Source organism: Bifidobacterium sp. ESL0682 (assembly GCF_029392815.1).
In the GTDB taxonomy this organism is placed as follows: domain Bacteria; phylum Actinomycetota; class Actinomycetes; order Actinomycetales; family Bifidobacteriaceae; genus Bifidobacterium.
The window spans coordinates 469417-492060 of sequence record NZ_CP113942.1 but is presented as its reverse complement, the minus strand read 5'-3'; the positions used below and the strand labels follow the sequence as shown (position 1 = coordinate 492060).

Annotated in this window: 8 protein-coding genes and 2 pseudogenes; 7 read left to right on the top strand and 3 right to left on the bottom strand. The window is 59.5% G+C overall.

The genetic code is table 11. The annotated features are described in order from the left end of the window. The first annotated feature begins 47 nt into the window (after nucleotides 1–47). The 7 genes and pseudogenes from OZX57_RS01985 (at nucleotide 48) to OZX57_RS01955 (ending at nucleotide 13200) form a co-directional block, all read left to right on the top strand. Nucleotides 48–6116 carry an Ig-like domain-containing protein gene (locus tag OZX57_RS01985; protein WP_277162903.1) on the top strand — a complete coding sequence of 2023 codons (6069 nt, stop codon included), beginning with the start codon at nucleotides 48–50 and terminating at the stop codon, nucleotides 6114–6116. Between the two features lie 306 nt (nucleotides 6117–6422). Then, nucleotides 6423–7408: pseudogene (locus tag OZX57_RS01980) on the top strand (MoxR family ATPase); the annotation flags it as partial. Between the two features lie 10 nt (nucleotides 7409–7418). After that, nucleotides 7419–8696 (top strand): DUF58 domain-containing protein, encoded by a 1278-nt coding sequence (locus tag OZX57_RS01975; protein ID WP_277162511.1) that lies wholly within the window; start codon nucleotides 7419–7421, stop codon nucleotides 8694–8696. Continuing rightward, entirely contained in the window at nucleotides 8693–8905 is a 213-nt protein-coding gene (locus OZX57_RS01970) for a hypothetical protein (RefSeq protein ID WP_277162510.1), read from the top strand. Before OZX57_RS01975 ends, OZX57_RS01970 begins: the two co-directional genes overlap by 4 nt. Beyond that, entirely contained in the window at nucleotides 8869–11487 is a 2619-nt protein-coding gene (locus tag OZX57_RS01965; protein WP_277162509.1) for a transglutaminaseTgpA domain-containing protein, read from the top strand. The genes OZX57_RS01970 and OZX57_RS01965 overlap by 37 nt, the downstream gene beginning before the upstream one ends. Then, entirely contained in the window at nucleotides 11484–12365 is an 882-nt protein-coding gene (locus OZX57_RS01960; RefSeq protein ID WP_277162508.1) for a serine/threonine-protein phosphatase, read from the top strand. Before OZX57_RS01965 ends, OZX57_RS01960 begins: the two co-directional genes overlap by 4 nt. Nucleotides 12366–12516: 151 nt before the next feature. Further along, the gene (locus tag OZX57_RS01955) at nucleotides 12517–13200 is read left to right on the top strand and encodes a hypothetical protein (protein ID WP_277162507.1); all 684 of its coding nucleotides are present in this window, start codon (nucleotides 12517–12519) and stop codon (nucleotides 13198–13200) included. 247 nt (nucleotides 13201–13447) lie between these two features. Here OZX57_RS01955 and OZX57_RS01950 read toward each other — a convergent pair whose 3' ends face one another. From OZX57_RS01950 to rpoB, 3 genes and pseudogenes are all read right to left on the bottom strand, one after another. After that, nucleotides 13448–14038: an FHA domain-containing protein gene (locus OZX57_RS01950; RefSeq protein ID WP_277162902.1), complete on the bottom strand. Its 591-nt coding sequence runs from the start codon at nucleotides 14036–14038 to the stop codon at nucleotides 13448–13450. A 167-nt stretch (nucleotides 14039–14205) separates the two neighbouring features. Further along, nucleotides 14206–18274 (bottom strand): annotated as a pseudogene (locus OZX57_RS01945) (DNA-directed RNA polymerase subunit beta'). Between the two features lie 113 nt (nucleotides 18275–18387). Then, on the bottom strand, nucleotides 18388–21954 hold the full coding sequence (gene rpoB / locus OZX57_RS01940) for a DNA-directed RNA polymerase subunit beta (protein WP_277162506.1): 3567 nt from the start codon (nucleotides 21952–21954) through the stop codon (nucleotides 18388–18390). Nucleotides 21955–22644: the final 690 nt, after the last annotated feature.

Sequence of the window (22644 nt, the reverse complement as noted above, 5' to 3'; positions counted from 1 at the left end):
ATTGGCGACAATACATCAACATCAATCAGGAAAGCAGGAAACAGTTGATGAAGGCATCGGGCAAACCACAAGACGAGCGCAGATTCCGTCTTGCCCTGAGACGCCTGAATTCGCAGACGAACCGCCGCTGGCTCACCCCCGTGCTCGTTCTGCTCCTGCTGCTGGGCATCGTCGCTGGGGCCATCATCATCAACGCCCTGACCCGCACCAACGTTCATCTTGACGACGGCACCGTTTGGGTCACTTCTCTGAAAGACCGCAAGGCCGCACGGTTCAACGTCAAGCTGCAGCAGGCCAACGGGGCCATCGCCCCTACTACCCCGACCTTCGACGTCAACCAACACGACGACAATGTCGTCCTCTCCGACGGCGCGAAGGCGCAGGGCATCGTCGCCTCGACCCTTGGCATTCACGGCAAAAGCGAGGTCAAAAGCTCCACTTCCACGTTCATGGGCGGGAACACCACTGCCTTTTTGAACCGCAAGACAGGCAATGTATGGGCCGGAGATTCCGGCAATCTCGACGCCATAGCACCCAAGACCTCCAGCCCGCAGATGCAGCTCGGGGCGCACGGGCTCCTGGCCGTCGACCGAAACGGCGCTGTCTACGGATATCGGCCTGCCGATGGAACGGTGTTGAAAATGGACAACGGACACAGCGGGGTGAAGACGCTGAAGTCCATCACCAACGGCAAAGAGGTCAACGCCGACAGCTTCACCGTTATCGGCGACCGGCCGGTTATCGCAACCAAACAGAGCATTATGTGGCAGGGCGGCAGCGCGCAGATCGATTCGCTCGGGCCGATAACGCTCCAGGCTCCAGCCACCGACGACGCTCAGGGCGATTGGGCGGCAGCGAGCGCAAGCAACGGCGTTTTCACCGTTGATTTCAAGCACGGAAACAAAGTCTCCGCGTTCATGAACAAAGGCACGGCAGACCCTGCCCAACCCGTCTCTTCCAAGGGCTGCGTCTACACGGCCTGGTCGCAGCAGGCGCACAACTATATCCGCCTATGCTCCGCCGACGGCGACGCCAACGCGAACCAAGACAAAGGCGACAACACCAAAGCGCAATGGAAAAGCCTGCAATCTATCTCCCCCACTTCGCAACTCGTCTTCCGCACCAACCACCGGCTCGTCGTCCTGAACGACGTGACCAATGGCAATATCTGGAATCCTGACCAGTCCAACAAGGTCATCAAAATCCAATGGCGCCAAATCGAGGTCAAAAAGACCGCCGACCAGCAGAAGAATTCCGATTCCGCCAACAACCAAACCCAGTTCAAACCCACATGTTCCACAAAGTCCGGCGCCATCAAGGCACAAGACGACACCTTCGGGGCGCGCGTGGGCAGCCAGCAGATCCTCGACGTGCTGCGCAACGACGAACAGACGGACTGCTCCGTACTGCACATCACCAAAGTCGGTCCTGTTTCAGCCAACGGCATCACGGTCTCGCCGATCTATTCCGGCCGTTATCTGCAGCTGGACACCACGGGCGCCACCGCCGGCAAGGCGACCTTTACCTACGAAATCAATGACGGACGCGGGCAGACCAGCGCCGCGACGGTCAATCTCAACATCACCGATGACACTGCGAACCAGTCTCCGGCCCAGAGCGACACTCCTCCCGAATACGAGGTGGAGCAGGGAGCCACGTTCACCGTCAACGCCTTGGGCAGTTTCACCGATCCGGAAGGCGACCCGATGACTCTTGTGTCGGCTGTCGCCCAGAACAACAACCAGGTCGCCGTCTCCACCCGCGCCGACGGCCAGCTCGTTTTCAATACTGGTTCCCTGACTGGCGGCCGCGTGGCTGTAGAGGTCACCGTCTCCGACGGCATGCACACCGGCAACGGACTCATCTATTTCTCCGTACGCCCGGCGAACACACTGCCGGCACTGATCGACGCGGTGACGAAGAACACCACACCCGACACCTCCACCACTGTGGAACTCAAACAATACGTGCATGGCACCAGCGCCCAGCCGCACGTGCTTTCCTCCGTCAACACCCCGACCGGTTCCACCACCTCAACCAATGCCGCAGACCTTTCCTTCACGTTCAAGGCCAGCAACCCCGGCACATATTACGTTCCCTATACCATCAGCCAAGGCAGCGTCGAGGCACAGGGACTTGCGCGCTTGGAAGTGCAGCCGGTGACCGGAGAATCGGCAAAACCGGTGGCGGCCAATGACGTGGCGCTTCTGGGGGCCGACCGCACCGCCATCGTTGAGCCGCTGAACAACGACACTGACCCGTTGGGCGGTGTGCTTTCGGTGACTTCAGTCAGCGTCGACCCGAAACTGGGAATCAAGACCGGGCTAGTGGCCCACAAACGTGTGTATATCACCGCCCGCCAGATTCCCACCAAACCGGTGAAACTCACCTACACAGTGGCCAATTCGGCAGGTTCGACCCGTGGCACGATAGTCTTGCAACCGCCGGCCCTGACCACTGCCAACGCGGCACCGAAGGCCGCCAATGTCACCGCCAACGTGCGTACGGGCGGCATCGTCAGCGTCGATGTGCTTGACCATGTCTCCCATGCCGACGGCACCACCGTGAAACTGCAGAACGCCCTGCAATACAACAAAAAGACCTTCAAAGGACTCGTCTTCGTCTCGAGCGACGAAGTGCGTTATCAGGCTTCGAACACCCCCGGCGTCTATCCGGTGACCTACACGGTGCGCGACAACCTCGGCAATGCGGCCTCCGACACCATCACCATCACCGTGCACACCAAGGACGCCAACAACAAGCCGGCCCCCACCCCACAGGACACGCAAGCGCAGGTGGCCGCCGGACAGAAAGTGCGCATTCCCATCACTCTGACGGGCATCGACGCGGACGGAGACGACGACACTTTGCTTGGCTTGGGCGACAATTCGCCGAAGATGGGCCGCATTGACGAAGTCGGCGCGAACTACATGGTCTACGAGGCCTACAGCGATTCGTCAGGCACCGACGCCTTCTCCTACGCGGTGGAGGATTGGACCGGCCAGCGCGCCCAGGCCCAGATCCGCATGGGCGTCTACAAAGGCACTTCCGACTCCGGCGTGTACGCACGAGACGATCAGGTGACATTGCGGCCCAACACGGCGGCCAACGTGCCGGTGACCCAGAACGACATCTCCGGCGACAACACCGACCTGAGTATCGACAAGAACCTGCAAGTGCAAGGCATCGACGAGGCCAGCGTCGCCGACAACATGATCTCCTTCAAGACCCCGTCGCAGGCAGGAACGTCATATATCGTCTATACCGTCAAAGACAAGGCAGGGCTTTCTGACACCGCCACACTGACCGTAATCACCGACCCGAACGCCCCCATCGAGCCGCCGACCGCCTACGATTACCGCGTACCCTCTTCCGCGACGCTCGACAAGAAATCCATCGACGTCGACCTCTCCCAATGGATTGCAAATCCTTCCGGCACTACCGACGAACTCAAAGTGGGCATCGACCCGACCGCAGCCGACCATGCACGAGTCAAGGGCGGCGACAAGTCCACCACGGTGACCATCGATCTGACGGACGAAGCCCGCAGCGTACCCTACACGGTGACGAACACCACCTATCACATCACCTCTACGGCCTTCGTGCAGGTACCGCAATATGGCGTCTTCCCGCCGACACTACGCCCCAAGGCCCCGCCCATCAAGGTCAATGCGAAACGCAGCGTCAACATCGATCTCGCCGATTACGTGCGCGTCGGCCCCGGCAAAACCCCTTATGTCGACAAAGATTCGATCAGCGCCACCAAGAGCGCGAACTCAGATTATTACGTCAACGACCAGACCCTGAAGTTCACCGCCCCGAAAGACTACGCCGGCCCGGCCTCCATCACTTTCACGGTTTATGACGGCAAACACGATGCCAACAGCAAGGACAAGAACGGTTCCAAGCAGGCCAAGATCATCAATTCCTCCGTGCTCACCCTGCCCATCACCGTCATCGGCCGCAACGTGCCGCCGCCGACCTTCTCCTCCTCCACCATCAGCGTCGCGGCCGGCGAGGAAGCCAAGACCGTTGACTTGAAGGCCCTGACCCACGCACCCAGCGGCTTGGACGAGGACGAGAAGAACTACAGCTACTCCGGCGGCGAAGCCTCCGGCTCGATCGAATCGCACCTGACCAGCGGCGGCAAACTCACCATCAAATCCCCTGCCGATGCAACCGTGGGGTCGATCTCGAGCATCCCCATCACCATCAAGTACTCGAACGGCACCGTTTCCGCAGGACTGACGGCACAGGTCGTGCAGTCCACACGCCCACTCGCCCAGATCTCCGGAGTCAGCAGGCGCATGAACGCCGGCGACTCCACCACCGTCAACATCCTCTCCGGCGCGTTCAACCCGTTCCCGGGCACACCGCTGAACGTGGTGAGTTGCCAGGCCGACGACACTGCAAAACTCAAGGTCGACTGCGGGGCCAAGGGCACCATCGTCATCCGTGCGGCCGCCGACATCGGCGCTTCCTCCAACACGGTCGTCGTCAATGTGCAGGACGCCACACATACCAAAGAACGCGAGGTCAGCACCACCATCACCGTCTCGGTAATCGACAAACCCGCCCCGCCGTTGCTCTCCCCGGTCGCCGGCCAGCCCGCCGACGGAGCCGTCAACCTGAGCTGGACTCCGGGCTCGGCCAACGGCAGCCCCATCAGCGAATACGTGGTGGACTGGGGCGGCCAAAACAAATCGTGCGGCGCTGTCACCACCTGCAACATCAACGGTCTGACGAATGGCAAAGCCTATCGTTTCAGCGTGCGAGCCAGAAACGAGGCCGGCTGGTCGAAGCCGTCGAACACTGTGGAAGGCATGCCCGACAAAGTACCCGACGCCCCCAGCGGTGTCAGAGTCACCGGCGGTTATCAACAGGTCACCGTCAGCTGGGATGCACCAGGCTATACCGGTACCAAGCCCGATGACTACACCGTGACAATGAACGGCAAAGTCAAACACACAAGCGGTCTGAGCCAGACCTTCAACCTCGGCAACGGCGAAATCACCGACGGCGCCGTTTTCAGTGCCACCGTTCGCGCCCACAACCGTGCGGGTGACGGCCCGCTGAGCTATGAGGCCTCCACCGGCGGCAATCCTGCTTGGGGCGACCCTGATCAGCCGATGGTATCCATGCGCCAGAATGCCGGAGGCGACACGATGAGCATCAATGTCACGCTCGGCAACATGCGCAACGCCGGCTGCGGAAGCATCGACGTGAGCGGCGACTTCTCGCCGAACATCACCTGCAACAGCCTGAGCGACACGGTGCACGTCGAGAAAAGGCAATACAACACCAGGCAAAGAATCTCGGTGGTCGTCAATCCCAAACGCGCGGCACGCCCCACTCCGGCGGCGAGCGCCGAAGCGACTCCCGGTTATTCCGTTCAAGCACCGTCCATCGGCATCTCCAGAAACAATGACCAGTGCCGCGTGAACATCGTCGGCAAAGGCGAATACGACGGTTTCTCCGTCAACAACGGGGCACAAACCAGCAACACCTCCGTGCAATATGCCACCGCCAGCCCTTGGAGCACCTGTGCCGACGTGAGCGTGTCCCAGCTGCTCAACGGCAGCTCCGGACCGAGCGCCACTGCACAGTCGAACGATATTTATAAGAAGAAAGCCAACATTTCCTCCGACCTGAAGATGCAATGGGTGCCGGGCGACCGTCATAAGATCAACGTGACCGGCGGAAACGTCGATACTTACAACGGCCATGTCACCGCCAGCCTGACTATCAGCGTCGACGGCAAGGACGCTCCCTGCACCGGCTGGCAGCCCGGGCAGGCAGCCGCGTGCGATGTCACGGCGCTCGGCGACGACGATTACGACAACAACGACTTCTCTTGGAAAATCGAGGCAATCATTGCCGACGCAGGTTCGGACACGCAGTACAACGACGAGAAAACCGGCACCAGGGTCGAAGGAATACGGCAAGCCAAAACGGCTACGCCCAGTGATCCCAGCACATCTCCCGTTCCGAGCTCGGCGAGCGTACCCGGCATGCCAGGCGATCTGGATACGCCGAGTCAGGTTGAGGCCGAAAGTCTTATCGAGCATTTTCCGACGTTGCAGAAAAAGCGTTATGCGCAATCAGTACACCAATAATCATCAATCGGCCCATTACCTCATGAAGGAGAACCTATGAGCATACAGAACAGCGATCCATCCGACGACGAGACAAGGCTCTCGGATGCCACGCACCTTTCGGGGCTCGCGCCGAACGGCAACGACAAGACCGACAAGACCGATGACGACACTTTGTTCTCCACACTGCCGAAACCGCCCATAAACCACGTCAAGCGCGCCGACATCGCTTATGACAATACGGTTGACGGCAGCATTGCCGACACCAGAGCCAATCACACCAGCACCGTCGATAAGAACATTGTCGACAACAACCCCGTTAGCGGTAGTGCCATTCCAAGCTCTATCATCGAACCGCCGGATAATTCCATACTCGACTTCAAACGAGCTTTCGACGCACTGGTCGACAACATCGGCAAGGTCGTCGTCGGCAAACCAGAACCCATCAAACTGTGCGTCACAGCCCTGATGGTCGGCGGACATGTGCTTTTGGAAGACAACCCCGGCACCGGCAAGACCCAGCTGGCGCGAGGCCTGGCCAATTCCATCGCCACCTCGTTCAAGCGTATCCAGTTCACCCCTGACCTTCTGCCCAGCGATGTGGTCGGCGTGACCTTCTACGACCAGAGATCCGGCGAATTTGAATTCCGTCCCGGCCCGATCTTCGCCTCCATCGTCCTGGCCGACGAGATCAACCGCGCCTCGCCGAAGACGCAATCCGCGCTCTTGGAGGTCATGGAGGAACAGAAAACCACCGTTGACGGCAAGACCTACGCCATGCCGCAGCCCTTCATCGTCATCGCCACGCAGAACCCGTTGGAACAGCTCGGCACCTACAAGCTGCCCGAAGCCCAGATGGACCGCTTCCTCATCAAGACCTCCATAGGCGCGCCAGGCCACGACGTGGCCATCAACATCCTGAAGGACATCGATATCACCGACCGCGCCGAAACCGTCTCCCTGTCCTGAGCGGCGAAGACATCATCAGGCTGCGAAAAACCGCCAGCAAGGTGCATGTCGACGAACGCATTCTCGAATACATCGAGCGTCTCATCGAGGCGACAAGGCTCAGTGAAAAGCTGCGCGTCGGTTCCTCCATGCGCGGTGCGCTGGCGCTAACCCGCTGCTCGCGTATCTGGGCCGCCGCCGACGGCCGCGACTATGTCATCCCCGACGATGTGCGCGACCTCGCCGTGCCGGTGCTTGCCCACCGCATCATCCTCAACGCCGAAACCGCGTTCAAGGGCGAGACGTCCGAACAGATTGTCGCCGAAATCGTCGAATCCGTCCCCGCTCCGAATATCGGAGCCTGAAAGCCGTACCATGCATTTCTCCACACATCAGCAACAGCAGCCGAAGGCCCCAGCAGCAACGAATGCCAGGCCTCGGCACAGCCTTGCCCGTCTGCTGCTGAAAGCGCGCCGTTTCTTGACGCAAACAGGCAAAAAGCTTCCCGGATGGTTCACCGCATATGTTTCGCCGTTGGGCTGGTCCGTGATCGGCATGGGCGCAGTGTGCCTGATTGCTTTCCCGATATTGGGATGGCATGAGCTGCTGATGTGCGGTGTCATCGCATTGGCCCTGCTGCTGTCCGGCATAGTCATGTCATTAGGCAACACAAAATTCCATGCCGACTTGTCGGTTTCAGACAACCGCATTACCGTGGGCGACATGGTCCGGGTCGATGTCAACATTTCCAACCCCGGCAAAAGCCAGACAGTGGGCGTGCGCGGCGACCTGCCAATGGGCGAGACTCACCAACGGTTCCGTATCCCCGCACTGGCTGGCGGCAAGTCAAAGACCGAACAGGTCGAGTTCCGCACCACCTCGCGTGCAGTCTTGCCGGTAGGCCCGTTGAACATCAGCAAGGGCGACCCCTTCGGCATTGTTCGGCACGAACAGTCGCTTTCCGATTCCATCGAGGTGTTCATCCATCCGAAAACCGTTGCGCTCAACACGCTCGATTCCGGCATTTTCCGTGATCTGGAAGGCAATCCGTCCGGCCAAGTGGTCGACGATGACCTCGATTTTTACGGCCTGCGCGAATATCGGCCCGGCGATGACATGCGCAACGTCCATTGGCTCTCTTCGGCCAAAACCGGCTCCTTGATGGTTCGGCAATACGAGGCCACCAAACGCACCGACACCTCCATCACCTTGGGTGTGAATCCCGCCGACTATGTGACGGAAGACGAATTCGAACTGGCCGTCAGCATCGCCGCCTCCATCGGCATCGAATGCCTGATCGAAGACCGTCCGCTCACTATTCAAGCCTCGTCCGATTCGCTCATTGCGCACGACCCCACTTCCTTCCTTGATTGGATGAGCGCTGTCAGGCCTGACATGGACGAAAATCCCAATCTGGCTGCCGCCACCCTGACTACCAGTTCCAACGCCTCGTTCTATTTCTTCATCGTCGGTTCCGGTGCAACACTCAAACGCCTGCGCCGCATCGCGTCAGCAATGAGCCAAGAATCCATCTGCATCATGCTGCAAATCGACCCGATAGCGGGCAGTGCCATCCACCAATATGACGACTTCACCCTGGCCACGCTCTCCGATTTGGACGAACTGCCGCTGATCATGGAGGCGCTGAAATGAGCAACGCACTTCCACAACGTTTCCGCGGCAATATGAGCGATTCTGCTAAGCAACCTGCTGCCGGTATTGCCTCCGATTCTGTCGATTCCGTCAATCAAACTGCCTCTGCCTTCAACGCTTCCACAAACTCAGCTTCGCCGACCTCATCGGTTTCAACGAACACCGCCGGCTCTTGGGCCAACACACCACCCGCTCGCCCATCGCCGTGACATCCGCAGGTGCTGGTCGACGCCAGATATTCGTCTCCGCACGCCGCTCGAAGACCGCCGCAAGTATCGGCGCCTTGCTCACCCTGATCGTTATCACCCTCAATTCCGCCAATCTCATCGACGTCTACGGCAGTCCGCTCGTCTGGGGTATGGCCGCCATACCGGCGGCGCTCATCGGCGTACTCATCGCCCTCGCTGGCATGGCTCCGGCCCTGAAACTGTGGTGGCAGATCGTATTCCTAGCCCTCGCCCAGTTCATCGTCGGACCGATTATTGCGCTCAACGAGACGACCATCACCCATATCGTGCCGACATTGCAGACATTGAGCCAAGGCTTCACCCAGACCTTCGGCTCCTTCAAATACGTCATCGCCGTTATTCCGCCGCTCGGTACGGCCCATGGCAGTCTGATGGCCTTGTGGACGCTCAATCTGTGGACGGCATTCCTTGCCGGAATATTCGCCATCTCGTCGAGCAACAAAATCAACCTCATCACCGTTTTCCCACTGGCACTCAACCTGGCCGCCAGCGCTCTGCTGGGCACCGACCATGGCACGACCCGTCCGGCCTGCGGCATCCTCGCCATGCTAGTGCTGGTCATCTGGCTTTCCTGGCGCTGGCAATCGCTCGATTGGCAACGATTAGCCAGTGTCATCATCATCCTCGTACTCACTGTGGGCCTCGCTTTCGGAGCGACTCTCATTGTTCCCCAGCACCGCCTGACGTTGCGTGACCGCTACAATCCCCCGCTCGACCCGCACCAATACACGAGCCCGTTGAGCCAGATGCGTTCCTACGTCAAATACCACAAGAAAGACACGCTGATTACCGTGAGCGGCCTGCCCGCCGGCACGCCCTTGCGTCTGGCCGTGATGGACCGTTTCGACGGCAATGTCTGGAACCTTTCCGATTCCTCGGACGCTTCCAGCTCCTCCGATTACCGCAAAATCGGCAGCAGCATTCCGGCGAGCCAGGACGGTCGGAAATTCACGGCCACCTTCAAACTGCACCAGGGCTTCTCGGAACAATGGCTGCCATTGGCAGGCGATGCCTCATCAATCAATCTGAGCGACACCGATCTTTACTACAACACCGGTACCCACTCCGCCATCGTGCCCAACAGCACCCTCGCCGGCGCGACCTACACCGAATCAGGCACTATCACTCCCGTCCCCAGCCAACAGGAAATCGCACACGCACACGCCCAACAGGTCATCCAGCCCAAAGCCAAGGACATCCCCGACAGCGCCGGCAAACTCGCCCCAGCCCTCACCGGCAAACAGTCCACCGACGGTGCCACTGCCGCCACACTGGCCACGGCGCTGAAAACCAAAGGCTGGTTCTCGCACGGTCTGGCAGGCGACTACCCGTCTCTGCCCGGCCACGGCAACTTCCGCATTGATTCCATGCTTGGTGGCTCTGCCATGGTGGGCGACAGCGAGCAGTATGCCTCGGCAATGGCCATGATGGCCCGCGAACTCGGCCTGCCCTCCCGCGTGGTGCTCGGCTTCGTACCCAAAGACAAGGATGGCAATATCTCCAAGGCGCGAACCAAACAAGGCAAAGACGGTGTGACGCGGACCGATTTCACTGGCAACGACATCGAAGCCTGGGTCGAAATCAATCTCAAAGGCTATGGGTGGGTCGCCTTCTACCCCACGCCCAAGGAAACGAAGATTCCCAACAAGAACCAAGACCTCACTCCGCCCAATCCGAAGACGCTGGTGCGCCAGCCGCCTGTGCCGCTGGTCGACCCGCTACGCGACAAGAACCAGGCTCGCGACCAGTCATCGCTCGACGGCACTGATGCCGGCGACCACAACGGCAACGCGATGCTGGCGAAAATCCTTGAAATAGCAGGCAAAGTGGCCGTCTATGGTAGCCCGCTGTGGATCATCCTCATCATCTGCGGGCTGATTCTCCTGATCAAGGCAATCCAGCTGGCCGCCATGTCCAGACGCGGAACATCAAGGCAACGCATCGTCTCCGGGTGGCGCGCCATTGACATGCTTGCCGAACAAAGCGGCATCAAGACCAGCGGCACCCGACGCGATCAGGCTATGCAAATCGGCAAGGCGCTTCAGAATAAACAGCTGGATACGGAATCCGTCACAACATTCCAGACTGATACCAAAGACGGCCGCAAGCAATCTCGTCGCCATGAAAAGGTAATCGTCAGAGACAATGGCAACACCCATGAACTTACCTCCACCACCGCTGCCAATTCCAACATTAACCAGCAGTTGCAGCAGCTATGTCGCGAGGCCGATTGGGTCGCTTTCTCCGGAAAGTCACCAGAAAACACCGGTAAGGCCACCGATGATTATTGGAAGCGCGTCAAGGCGGTGCGCAAAACCATACTTGCCGCCCAGCCACGCCTGCGCCGACTGCGTACCAAACTTTCTCTCAAAGGCATGTTCCACATGCCACATCCCATCTTCAATCACACCCAGCAAGCAGCAACCGGACGCGATGGAAGCGACAAACCAAGCCAGACAGAGAATTCGACAAAACGCGCGTCTATACTGGCAACCGTAGGTCAATTCATCCATAAGCCAACCGTTCGGAAAGGTCGCTCATGACAGGTCATTCACATATCCGCGTGGCCGCCGGCAGCGACATCGGCAAACGCCGCCACAACAACCAAGACAACTGCTTCGCTTCGAATGGCATCTACGTGGTCTGCGACGGCATGGGCGGCGGTGTAGGCGGCGAACGCGCGAGCGCGCTGGCCATTGAACGTTTCAAAGCACTGGCCAACGAGTCCGTTCGCACCCGCAAAGCCATTGAATCCACCTTGAATGCGGCACAGCACGACGTCTACAATTTGGGGCGTAATCTCGGCGGCGTGGCCGGCACCACGGCCACCGGCATCATTCTCCCGTCATGCCCGTCCAGAGACAGCTCAGAACAAGACGGAATAGAACAAACCCCGCTCTGGTACGTCATCAATGTCGGAGACTCACGCACCTACCATTTCGATTGCGACCGGCAAGGCGCACCCATCGCCAGCTCAATCAGCCACATCACCAAAGACCATTCCCAACGCCAACAGGCCATCGACTTGGGACTCATGCCTCCGGAAATGGCCAACGCCACCATTCCCCGCAACATCATCACCCAATGCATCGGCGCACCACAAGGCATCAAGCCCGATTTCTACGCCGTCGTGCCGCAAGGTCGGTTCGTCATCTGTTCCGACGGACTGTACGCAGAGCTCGACGATGCCAGTATCGGCGCCATTTGCCATGCAAACCCCGAGCCGCAGCAAGCGGTCGATGCCCTAATCACGGCGGCGCTTAACGCAGGCGGCGATGACAACATCACCGTCATCGTGGTCGATGTCAACTCGAATTCCATTGCCGACGGGCCGAATCCGTGGCATGCGAGCAGGCTCGACGACGAAGAAGAACTGGAAACCCTCGGCGATGTCACCCTCGACAGTCTCCATACTGTATAAATTTCTCGATGCCAGCCATAAATACGTCTTTTGCATGACATTGCGATGATTCGCCTTTATAATTAAAGCCAGAAGCAGCAGCATTGGTCTGCTGAAACAGAAAAACGATGAAGTCCGTTGGATTCATTTTTTAAAAAGGAGCGAACTCAACATGGTTGATTACGACACCGCCGTCTCCATAGTTCAGGATTCCAACGCAGACCCGGTCATGCTGGCGAAAGTCGCCTACGAAAACCCGGAGTTCGGAGCTAATGTCGCCGCGAATCCCCGAGCATATCCCGGCCTGAGGCGCTGGATTGCCCAGTTCGGTGACGACCGCGCCCGCGAAACACTCAAATCCATGGGTTTTGAGGTGCCCGACCAAGCCGTTTCACCGCGTGAAGCACAGCCTCAAAGCGAGCCCCAGGCTTCCGCGACTTCTCACTACGCCGACATGCAGACGCAACAGAACAGTTCGATCTCCCATATCGCGAATCAACAAGACTTCTGCGAACCAGACGAACAGAATCCGCAAATGATGACCATCCACCCCGTCACTAATGTATCCGCCTATTTTGATTCTGTTGCCCCAGATGCGTCGCAATCCAATAGCCAGCAAGCGCAACCTACTTACGTACAACAGATCCCCGTGGCCACCAATGCCTATGGATACACGGCCGAGCAAGCGCTGGACCCGAACACGGACCAGATGACCATTGCCAGCATCGCCCAGTATGCTCCCGAATTGCGCCCATGCTTGGCCCGCAACCCCAACACTTATCCTGAGTTGTTGAACTGGCTCGCCCAGTTGCACGACCCAGCCATCGACGCTGCCCTAGCCACTCGGCAGCAATAGTTCACCGGTCAAATAATAGTTTCGCCGGTCATAAGCCTTGGAAAAACAAATGTCCCGCTACCTTGCCTTTGCAACAGTAGCGGGACATTCATGATTCACACGCCGGATTTGAACGATATCGCTTGAGTTTAATCCTCAAATCCGAAACGGAACGTTGCAGCAACAAGCCAAACCATAAGCGCTAGTCAGACCCATAGCCAGCCAAACCCGCACAAGTCAGATTCAAATACGCGCTCAAAACTACCGTTCAGCCGTTGTCTTCAGTGAGTTTGAAGAACTGGTCGCCAATGCGCAAAGTCATGGGAGCCACCAACCGGACGGGGCGATCCTTAACCTGCACCTCGTGATCGCCGTCGATGATATACGTGCCGTTGAGCGAGCCGTAATCCTCAATCCACAGCACGCCGTCCTTGTCGTAACTGACGGCGGCATGGTTGCGCGAGACGGTACGCGTCGGGTCTGCGAGCTTGATCGACGCCGCGCCTTCGGGTACTGTGGCCGACACATTGCGGCCCAGCAAGGCGCTTTTATCAAGGATGATATCCTGTCCCGTCGCATCATTGTGGAGGCGATAGCGCTTTTTCGGTTCTTCGGCCATGAACGCAGTGGACAGCACCGTGCCGTCCCAATCCTCGATATCGCCGTCGCTGTTGGTTTCAGGCATCGCCGACGACCAACCGGCATCGACCGAAGGCTTCTGTTCGGTGCTCGTCACCGCTTCTTGAACAGATTGGTTCGCCGGAACCCGGTCGTCTGCGACCTCGTTGACGGAAGTCGGCGCGGCGTCATCGTCATACCATCCGTACTCCGGTGGCGGCGGAAAAGGCAAAGTACTCATGAGTGTCATACTACCGTTAAACCACAACATCACCGGCGACAATAATCATGAATCGCTTCAAATACAGTTTTGCCCTCCGATGCTATACATCGGAGGGCAAAACTTGAAGATCTACTACATTGTCGGTTCGGCGACCAGAGGCAGCCGAACCGACAGTCAATCAATCATCAGGCCTGAGAACCGGAATCGGCTCCAGTTTGATCAGCGCCGGCAGCCGCACCGAAATCGGTGTCGCCACCGAGTTCGTCAGCACCGCCCTGATCGTTCAGGAAGTCATCGGGGTTGAAATCGTCGCCGAGCTTCAGGTCGCCGAAGTCGATGTTGGAGAAGTCCACATCGTCCATGCCGCCCTCGCCGAAGTCGCCGCTGGCATTTTCGCCACCCAAACCGAAGTTCGGGTAGATGGTGTCGCGGATGGCCTTGTCGGGCTCGACCGTTGCGTTGCGATAACGCGCCAGGCCGGTGCCTGCAGGGATGAGCTTGCCGATGATGACGTTCTCCTTCAAGCCCTTGAGCTCGTCGGACTTCTGCTCCAAAGAGGCTTCCGTGAGCACGCGGGTAGTCTCCTGGAACGAAGCGGCGGAGAGCCAGGAATCGGTGGCCAGCGAAGCCTTGGTGATGCCCAAGAGCTCCGGACGACCGGCAGCAGGCTTGCCGCCAGCCTTGACCGCTTCGATGTTGGCATCGCGGAACTTGGTCTGATCGACCAGTTCGCCGGGCAGCAGATTCGTGGAGCCGGAATCGATCACCGTGATGCGGCGAAGCATCTGGTGGACGATGACCTCAAGGTGCTTGTCGTGGATATCCACGCCCTGAGAACGATACACGTCGTGCACGCCCGACGATGGCGACCTGAGCGGCACGCGGTCCGAGGATACGCAGCACCTTCTTCGGGTCGACAGAACCTTCGATCAGCTGGGTGCCGGTGTCGATGTGGTCGCCGTCCTTGACCATCAACGGCGCACGACGAGTCACCGGGTAGGTGATCGGTTCGATGGTCGTATCGTCCGGGGTCAGCGTCACGGTGCGACCGTGATCGGTGTCCTCGACCTTGACGGTGCCCGGGTACTCAGCAATCGGAGCCTCGCCCTTAGGCGTACGGGCTTCGAAGAGCTCGGTAACACGGGGAAGACCCTGGGTGATATCGGAAGCGGAAGCGACGCCGCCGGAGTGGAAGGAACGAAGCGTCAGCTGCGTACCAGGCTCGCCGATGGACTGTGCCGCGACAACGCCGATGGCCTCGCCGACATCCACCAAGCGATTGGTGGCCAGCGACCAGCCATAGCACTTCGCGCACACGCCACGCTTGGACTCGCAGGTCAGCACGGAGCGGGCCTTGACCTCTTCGACGCCATGAGCGACCATGTCACGCAAAGCATCCATCGAAAGAGCGTCGCCGCGCTTGTAGAGTACGGTCTTGCCGTCCTTCGGATCGATGACATCGTCGGCGAGCAGACGGGAGTAAGGACCGCCGTCCGCGTCCTTGACAAGCACGAGATTGCCGTCCTCATCACGGTCGGCGATCTTGACCATCAGGCCCTTCTTGGTGCCGCAATCCTCTTCGCGAACGATGACCTCCTGGGCCACGTCGACGAGACGACGGGTCAGGTAGCCGGATTCCGCGGTACGAAGTGCGGTATCGGCCAGACCCTTACGGGCGCCGTGCTGGGAGATGAAGTACTCCAAGACGGAGAGGCCTTCGCGGTAGTTGGACTTGACCGGGCGGGAGATGATCTCGCCCTTCGGGTTCGCCACGAGTCCTCGCATACCGGAGATCTGGCGAATCTGCATCCAGTTGCCTCGAGCACCGGACTGCACCATGATGTTGACGTTGTTGTCGTCCTTGAAGTTATCGCGCATGGCATCTGCAACCTTGTCGGTGCATTCGGTCCACAGGTTGATGAGCTCCTGGCGGCGTTCCTCTTCGGTCAACAGACCCATGTCATACTGGTCGTTGACCTTGTCGGCCTGGCCTTCGTAGTCATGGATGATGTCGAGACGTTCCGGCGGCTCGACGATGTCGGAGAAGGACATCGTGACGCCAGACCAAGGAGCGCGGGTGAAGCCGAGATCCTTCAGAGCGTCCAGCGTGGCGGCCACCTGAGCGGTGGAGTAACGCGTGGCGATATCGTCGACGATCGTGGAGAGCTTGCCCTTAGCGACCTGTTCGTTGATGAACGGGTAGTCGGTCGGCAGGGTCTCGTTGAACTTCAGACGGCCATAGGAGGTGGCGAAGAGGACGGAACCGTCCTTGAAACGCTCTTCCTTGACCACGTCCGGGCTGCCCGGCTCAGGGTCGATGACCTTGAGCTCACTCGGCTCCCAATCGGTGGGAAGCACGAAGTCCTTAGGCAGGCGCACGAGCACCTTGGCCTGGGTGTCAACATCGTGACGGTCGACGGCCATGCGCAGTTCCTCGACGGAACCGAGCACGCGGCCCTGGCCCTTGGCGCCTTCCACCACGGTGGAGAGGTAATAGAGACCCAGAATCATATCCTGAGAAGGCATGGTCACGGTGTGGCCGTCAGCCGGCTTCAGGATGTTGTCGGAAGCCATCATCAGGGAACGGGCCTCGGCCTGTGCCTCGACGCTCAGCGGCAGATGGACTGCCATCTGGTCGCCATCGAAGTCCGCGTTGAATGCGGCGCAAGCGAGCGGCGGCAGATGGATTGCCTTGCCCTCGACCAGAATCGGCTCGAAGGCCTGGATGCCGAGCCTGTGCAGCGTAGGTGCACGGTTCAGGAGCACCGGGTGCTCGGAGATGACGTCCTCAAGCACGTCCCAGACGGACGAATCCTGACGGTCGACCAAACGCTTCGCGCTCTTCATGTTCTGCGCGTAGTTCTGATCCACGAGCTTCTTGATGACGAAGGGCTTGAAGAGCTCCAGGGCCATCGGCTTCGGCAGACCGCACTGGTGCATACGCAGCGACGGACCGACGACGATCACGGAACGGCCGGAATAATCCACGCGCTTGCCGAGCAGGTTCTGACGGAAACGGCCCTGTTTGCCCTTGAGCATGTCGCTCAGGGACTTCAGCGGACGGTTGGAAGCGCCGGTGACCGGGCGGCCACGACGGCCGTTGTCGAACAGGGAGTCAACGGCTTCCTGCAGCATGCGCTTCTCGTTGTTGAGCATGATCTCAGGAGCGCCGAGCTCGATGAGCCTCTTCAAACGGTTGTTGCGGTTGATGACGCGGCGATAGAGGTCGTTCAGATCGGAGGTGGCGAAACGGCCACCGTCGAGCTGGACCATCGGGCGCAGATCCGGAGGAATGACCGGAATGGCGTTCAGCACCATCGCCTCGGGCTTGTTGTCCGTGGTGAGGAAGGCGTTGACGACCTTCAGGCGCTTCAGGGCGCGGGCCTTGCGCTGGCCGGAGCCGGTGTCGATTTCTTCGCGAAGCTGCTTGGCGGCGGCCTCAAGGTCGAAGTCCTGCAGACGCTTCTGGATGGCCTCGGCGCCCATGCAGCCTTCGAAGTAGTCGCCATAGCGGTCGACCATTTCCTGCCACAGGTCGACGTCGCCTTCCATGTCGCCTGGCTTCAAGGTCTTGAAGCGGTCGAACACGGCGGCAAGGCGCTGAGCCTGGTCGTCGTAGCGCTGGCGGATAGCCGCCATCTCGCGCTCGGCGGAGTTGCGCAGCTTGGACTTCGCACTGCCCTTGGCTTCTCCGCTGGCCTCGAGCTCGGCCAGATCGGTCTCTACCTTCTTGGCGCGTTCCTCGATCTCATTGTCGCGACGCTTGTTGAGCTGTGCGATCTCGGTGTCGAACTCGTCCTGCAGATCCGGCAGATCCTGCTGGCGCTGCTGCTCATCGACGCTCGTGACCATGTAGGCCGCGAAGTAGATGACCTTCTCGAGGTCCTTCGGCGCGATGTCGAGCAGATAGCCCAAACGGCTCGGCACACCCTTGAAGAACCAGATGTGCGTGACCGGTGCGGCCAGCTCGATGTGGCCCATGCGCTCACGACGGACGCGGGATTTGGTAACCTCCACGCCGCAGCGTTCGCAGACGATGCCCTTGAAACGAACGCGCTTGTATTTGCCGCAGGCGCACTCCCAGTCGCGGGTCGGTCCAAAGATCTGCTCTCCGAACAGGCCGTCCTTCTCGGGCTTCAAAGTTCTATAGTTGATGGTTTCCGGCTTCTTGACTTCGCCGTAGCTCCAGTTGTGGATGTCCTCGGTGGTGGCGAGTCCAATCCTCAGTTTGTCAAATGCGTTGACGTCCAGCACTATGTTGTCCTGTCTTCCAATTGGTAACAATTACGATTTTCGGCCGGCTTGCCGGGCTTGGCACTTTCCTTTTGCCAAGCCCCGGGCTAAGCCGTATGTTTTAAGCGTTGCCTCTAGCGGTATTCCGGCTGAGGTGCAGCCTGATCGTCCTTGGCCGCGGCGTCCGGGCGGGCGCCGATGTTGAAGCCGAGATCATTGGAGTTGCCCACCGGGTCATCCTCGGCGTCGTTCAGGTCGATGGCCACGCCGTCGGCGTTGAGCACTTCGACGTTGAGCGAGAGCGACTGCATTTCCTTCAAGAGCACCTTGAAGGACTCGGGAATGCCGGCCGGCGGCAGGTTCTCGCCCTTCACGATGGCTCCGTAGGCGCGCACGCGGCCGTCGACGTCATCGGACTTGGTGGTCATCATCTCATGCAGCGTGTAAGCGGCGCCGTAGGCCTCGAGGGCCCACACCTCCATCTCGCCGAAGCGCTGGCCGCCGAACTGAGCCTTGCCGCCCAGCGGCTGCTGGGTGATCATGGAGTACGGGCCGGTGGAACGCGCGTGGATCTTGTCGTCCACGAGGTGATGCAGCTTGAGCATGTACATGTAACCCACGGAAATCGGCTTCGGGAAAGGCTCGCCGGTGCGGCCGTCATAGAGGGTAGCCTTGCCGTCTTCGCCCACGAGCTTGTTGCCGTCGCGGTCAGGAAGGGTGCTGCGCAGCAGGCCCTGAATCACGTCGGGACGCACGCCGTCGAAGACGGGGGTGGCCACCGGGGTGTTCGGATCGCCGTGCTCGGCGCCCTGCGGCACGTACTTCTTCCATTCGGCCTCGAGATCCGGGTCGAGCTTGATGTCCCAGCCAGCGTGAGCAATCCAGCCCAAGTGCAGTTCCAGCACCTGACCCAGGTTCATACGGCTAGGCACGCCCAGAGGGTTCAGCATGATGTCGATCGGGGTGCCATCGGGCAGGAACGGCATATCCTCTTCCGGAAGGATGCGGGAGATGCAGCCCTTGTTGCCGTGGCGGCCGGACATCTTGTCACCCACCGTGATCTTACGGTGCTGAGCGATGTAGACGCGAATCATCGAGTTGACGCCGTTGGGCAGCTCGTCGCCGTCCTCTTCGGCCTCGTCGCGGGTGATCTCCTTGATGGAAATGACCGTACCGGTCTCGCCGTGAGGCACACGCAGCGAGGTATCGCGCACCTCGCGGCTCTTCTCGCCGAAAATGGCGCGGAGCAGGCGTTCCTCAGGGGTGAGCTCGGTCTCGCCCTTAGGCGTGACCTTGCCGACCAGGATGTCGCCGGCTTCGACCTCGGCGCCGATGCGGATGATGCCGCGCTCGTCGAGGTTGGCCACTGCTTCCTCGCCGACATTCGGCAGGTCGCGAGTGATCTCCTCGGCACCGAGCTTGGTGTCGCGGGCGTCGATTTCATACTCTTCGATGTGAATCGAGGAATAGGTGTCGTCCTTCACGAGGCGCTGCGAAATGATGACGGCGTCCTCGTAGTTGTAACCATTCCAAGGCATGAACGCGACCAGCACGTTCTTGCCCAAGGCCAGCTCACCCTTCTCGGTGGCCGAGCCGTCGGCCAGGACGCTGCCGCGCTCGACGCGTTCGCCGTCGTGGACCAGCGGGACCTGGTTGTAGTTGGTGGTCTGGTTGGAACGCTGGAACTTGGCGAGCTTGTAGCTCGACTGGGTTCCGTCGTCATTGGTGACGCGAATGATATCCGCGGAAACGTAGGTGACCACGCCGTCTTTCTCGCTCAGGATGGTGTCGCCGGAATCGTAGGCGGTGCGCCATTCGGCGCCGGTGCCCACCAGCGGGCGCTCGGACTTAACGAGCGGGACGGCCTGACGCTGCATGTTGGTGCCCATCAGTGCTCGGTGGCCCTCGTCGTGCTCCAGGAACGGAATCAGCGAAGCGCCGACGGAAACCATCTGGCGCGGGGAAACGTCCATGTAGTCCACATCGGAGACCGGGACATCGACCGCTTCGTCCTCGCCGGAACGGGCAAGTGCGGTCTTCGAGACGAAGTCGCCGTTCTCGTCCAGCTCCTGGTTGGCCTGCGCGATGACGTGCTCGGCATCGCGGTCCGCGGTCATGTATTCGATCTCGTCGGTGACGTGACCGTTTTCAACCTTGCGGTACGGGGTCTCGATGAAGCCGAACGGGTTGACGCGGCCGAAGGTCGCGAGCGAGCCGATAAGGCCGATGTTCGGGCCTTCAGGGGACTCAATCGGGCACATACGTCCGAAGTGGGACGGGTGGACGTCGCGGACCTCCATGGAGGCGCGGTCGCGCGAGAGGCCGCCGGGGCCCAACGCGGAGAGACGACGCTTGTTGGTCACGCCGGAAAGCGGGTTGTTCTGATCCATGAACTGCGAGAGCTGGGAAGTTCCGAAGAACTCCTTGATCGTCGCGTTCACGGGGCGGATGTTGATCAGGGACTGCGGGGTGATGGCCTCGGCGTCCTGAGTGGTCATGCGCTCACGAACCACGCGCTCCATACGGCTCAGGCCGGTGCGCAGCTGGTTCTGGATGAGCTCGCCGACCTGGCGGATACGACGGTTGCCGAAGTGGTCGATATCGTCGGTCTCAACGCGAAGGTCAACGTCCTTGCCGTCACGCTTGCCAGGGAAGGTCTTGTCGCCGGCATGCAGAGCCACGAGGTACTTGATGGTGGCGATGATGTCTTCGCGGCTGAGGCTGCGATCGGTCGGGTCGGCTTCGAGGCCGAGCTTGCGGTTGATCTTGTAGCGGCCGACGCGTGCGAGGTCGTAACGGTGGTTGTTGAAGTAGAAGGACTCCAGCAGGTTCTTGCCGGCTTCCGGGGTGGCGGTGTCGGCCGGGCGGATCTTGCGGTAGAGGTCGGTGAGGGCCTCGTCCTGCGTATTGATGGTCTCCTTTTCGAGAGCATCGAGCACGAGCGGGTAATCCTTGAAGGACTTCGCAATCTCATCCTTGGTCATGCCGATGGCCATGAGGAAGACGATGGCGGACTGCTTGCGCTTGCGGTCGACGCGGACGCCCAGGACGTCACGCTTGTCGATCTCGAACTCGAGCCATGCGCCGCGCGACGGGATGATCTTCGCGCCGAAGACTTCCTTGTCGGAAGTGCGGTCGGGCGTACGGTCGAAGTAGACACCCGGGGAACGCACGAGCTGCGAGACGATGACGCGCTCGGTGCCGCCGATGATGAAGGTGCCGTGCGGGGTCTGCAGCGGGAAGTCGCCCATGAAAACGGTCTGGCTCTTGATCTCGCCGGTGTCGCCGTTCTCGAATTCCGCGTTGACGTAGAGCGGTGCGGAATAGGTGTAATCCTTCTCCTTGCACTCCTGGACCGTGTGACGCGGCTCCTCGAAGTACGGATCGGAGAATGTCAGGCTCATGGTCTGTGCGAAGTTCTCGATCGGGGAGATCTCGTTGAAGACCTCTTCGAGGCCCGAGGTGTGGGCCACGTTGTTGGTGCCGGCCTTGATGTCGGCTTCGGCCTTCTTCTTCCAACGCGCGTTGCCGATGAGCCAATCGAAGCTATCGGTCTGCACACCCAGAAGGTAGGGCACATCAATGGGTTCCCTGATGGAACCGAAATTCACACGGTCCGACGCCTTATGCAACTTGATATCGTGCTCATCGGCGCGTGCGATGACTTGTGTGGTGTTCGTCTTGAGCTTATTTTCAGCCAATGGACGTTCCTTATCGCTCGCTTGATCTTTCAATATTCACTCGAGGAAACGCGCCGCAAACGGCTACACTACGCGGGCGCTTCGTCGTTAGAGCATGCCCGCAATATGACACACCTTATACAAAAGCAATATTATACGCCGAGGTGAGACAAACAACACCTTACAAAATAAGGATTTTGCAGGCCTTCACGAACGGCTGATCCGAAGTCTTGCGAAGTGACGAAACACACATTTGTATTGCATGGCTGTATAATTAAATCCGTTCAGCAGAAATGTGCCAATAACGTTCATTGGCAGTTCAGCAAGTTTGGGGTTTGATATGGGTATTTTTCGTAGCATTGTTGCGTTAGCATTGTGTATTACAACAACAGCATTGGGCACGCCCCCCCCGCAATATCTGAGTAACCAGTCAAGTCCATTAAACAGTTCTTCGTTAAGCAGTTCTTCACCAACTGCATCACTGCATTCCCAGGACAAACCCAATCACCGCGATTCTTTGACCAGCGTCGATCAAAGTCGTCATCCAGACAACACGTCAGCGCATGTTCGCCCAGCTGTTAGCACACGCTCCTCATGTTCAACTTACAATGCTCGCGGAACTCTCGATTCACTTCCGCAAAGCACTATCGACAATTATCATCTAACCGGCACCGCCACCGCCACCGTTTCTTGGTGGCTCAATGATTCCCC

Coding starts and splice junctions, on each gene's coding strand:
- OZX57_RS01985 (WP_277162903.1), top strand. CDS start 48: ATGAAGGCATCGGGCAAACCACAAGACGAGCGCAGATTCCGTCTTGCC.
- OZX57_RS01975 (WP_277162511.1), top strand. CDS start 7,419: ATGCATTTCTCCACACATCAGCAACAGCAGCCGAAGGCCCCAGCAGCA.
- OZX57_RS01970 (WP_277162510.1), top strand. CDS start 8,693: ATGAGCAACGCACTTCCACAACGTTTCCGCGGCAATATGAGCGATTCT.
- OZX57_RS01960 (WP_277162508.1), top strand. CDS start 11,484: ATGACAGGTCATTCACATATCCGCGTGGCCGCCGGCAGCGACATCGGC.
- OZX57_RS01955 (WP_277162507.1), top strand. CDS start 12,517: ATGGTTGATTACGACACCGCCGTCTCCATAGTTCAGGATTCCAACGCA.
- OZX57_RS01950 (WP_277162902.1), bottom strand. CDS start 14,038: ATGAGTACTTTGCCTTTTCCGCCGCCACCGGAGTACGGATGGTATGAC.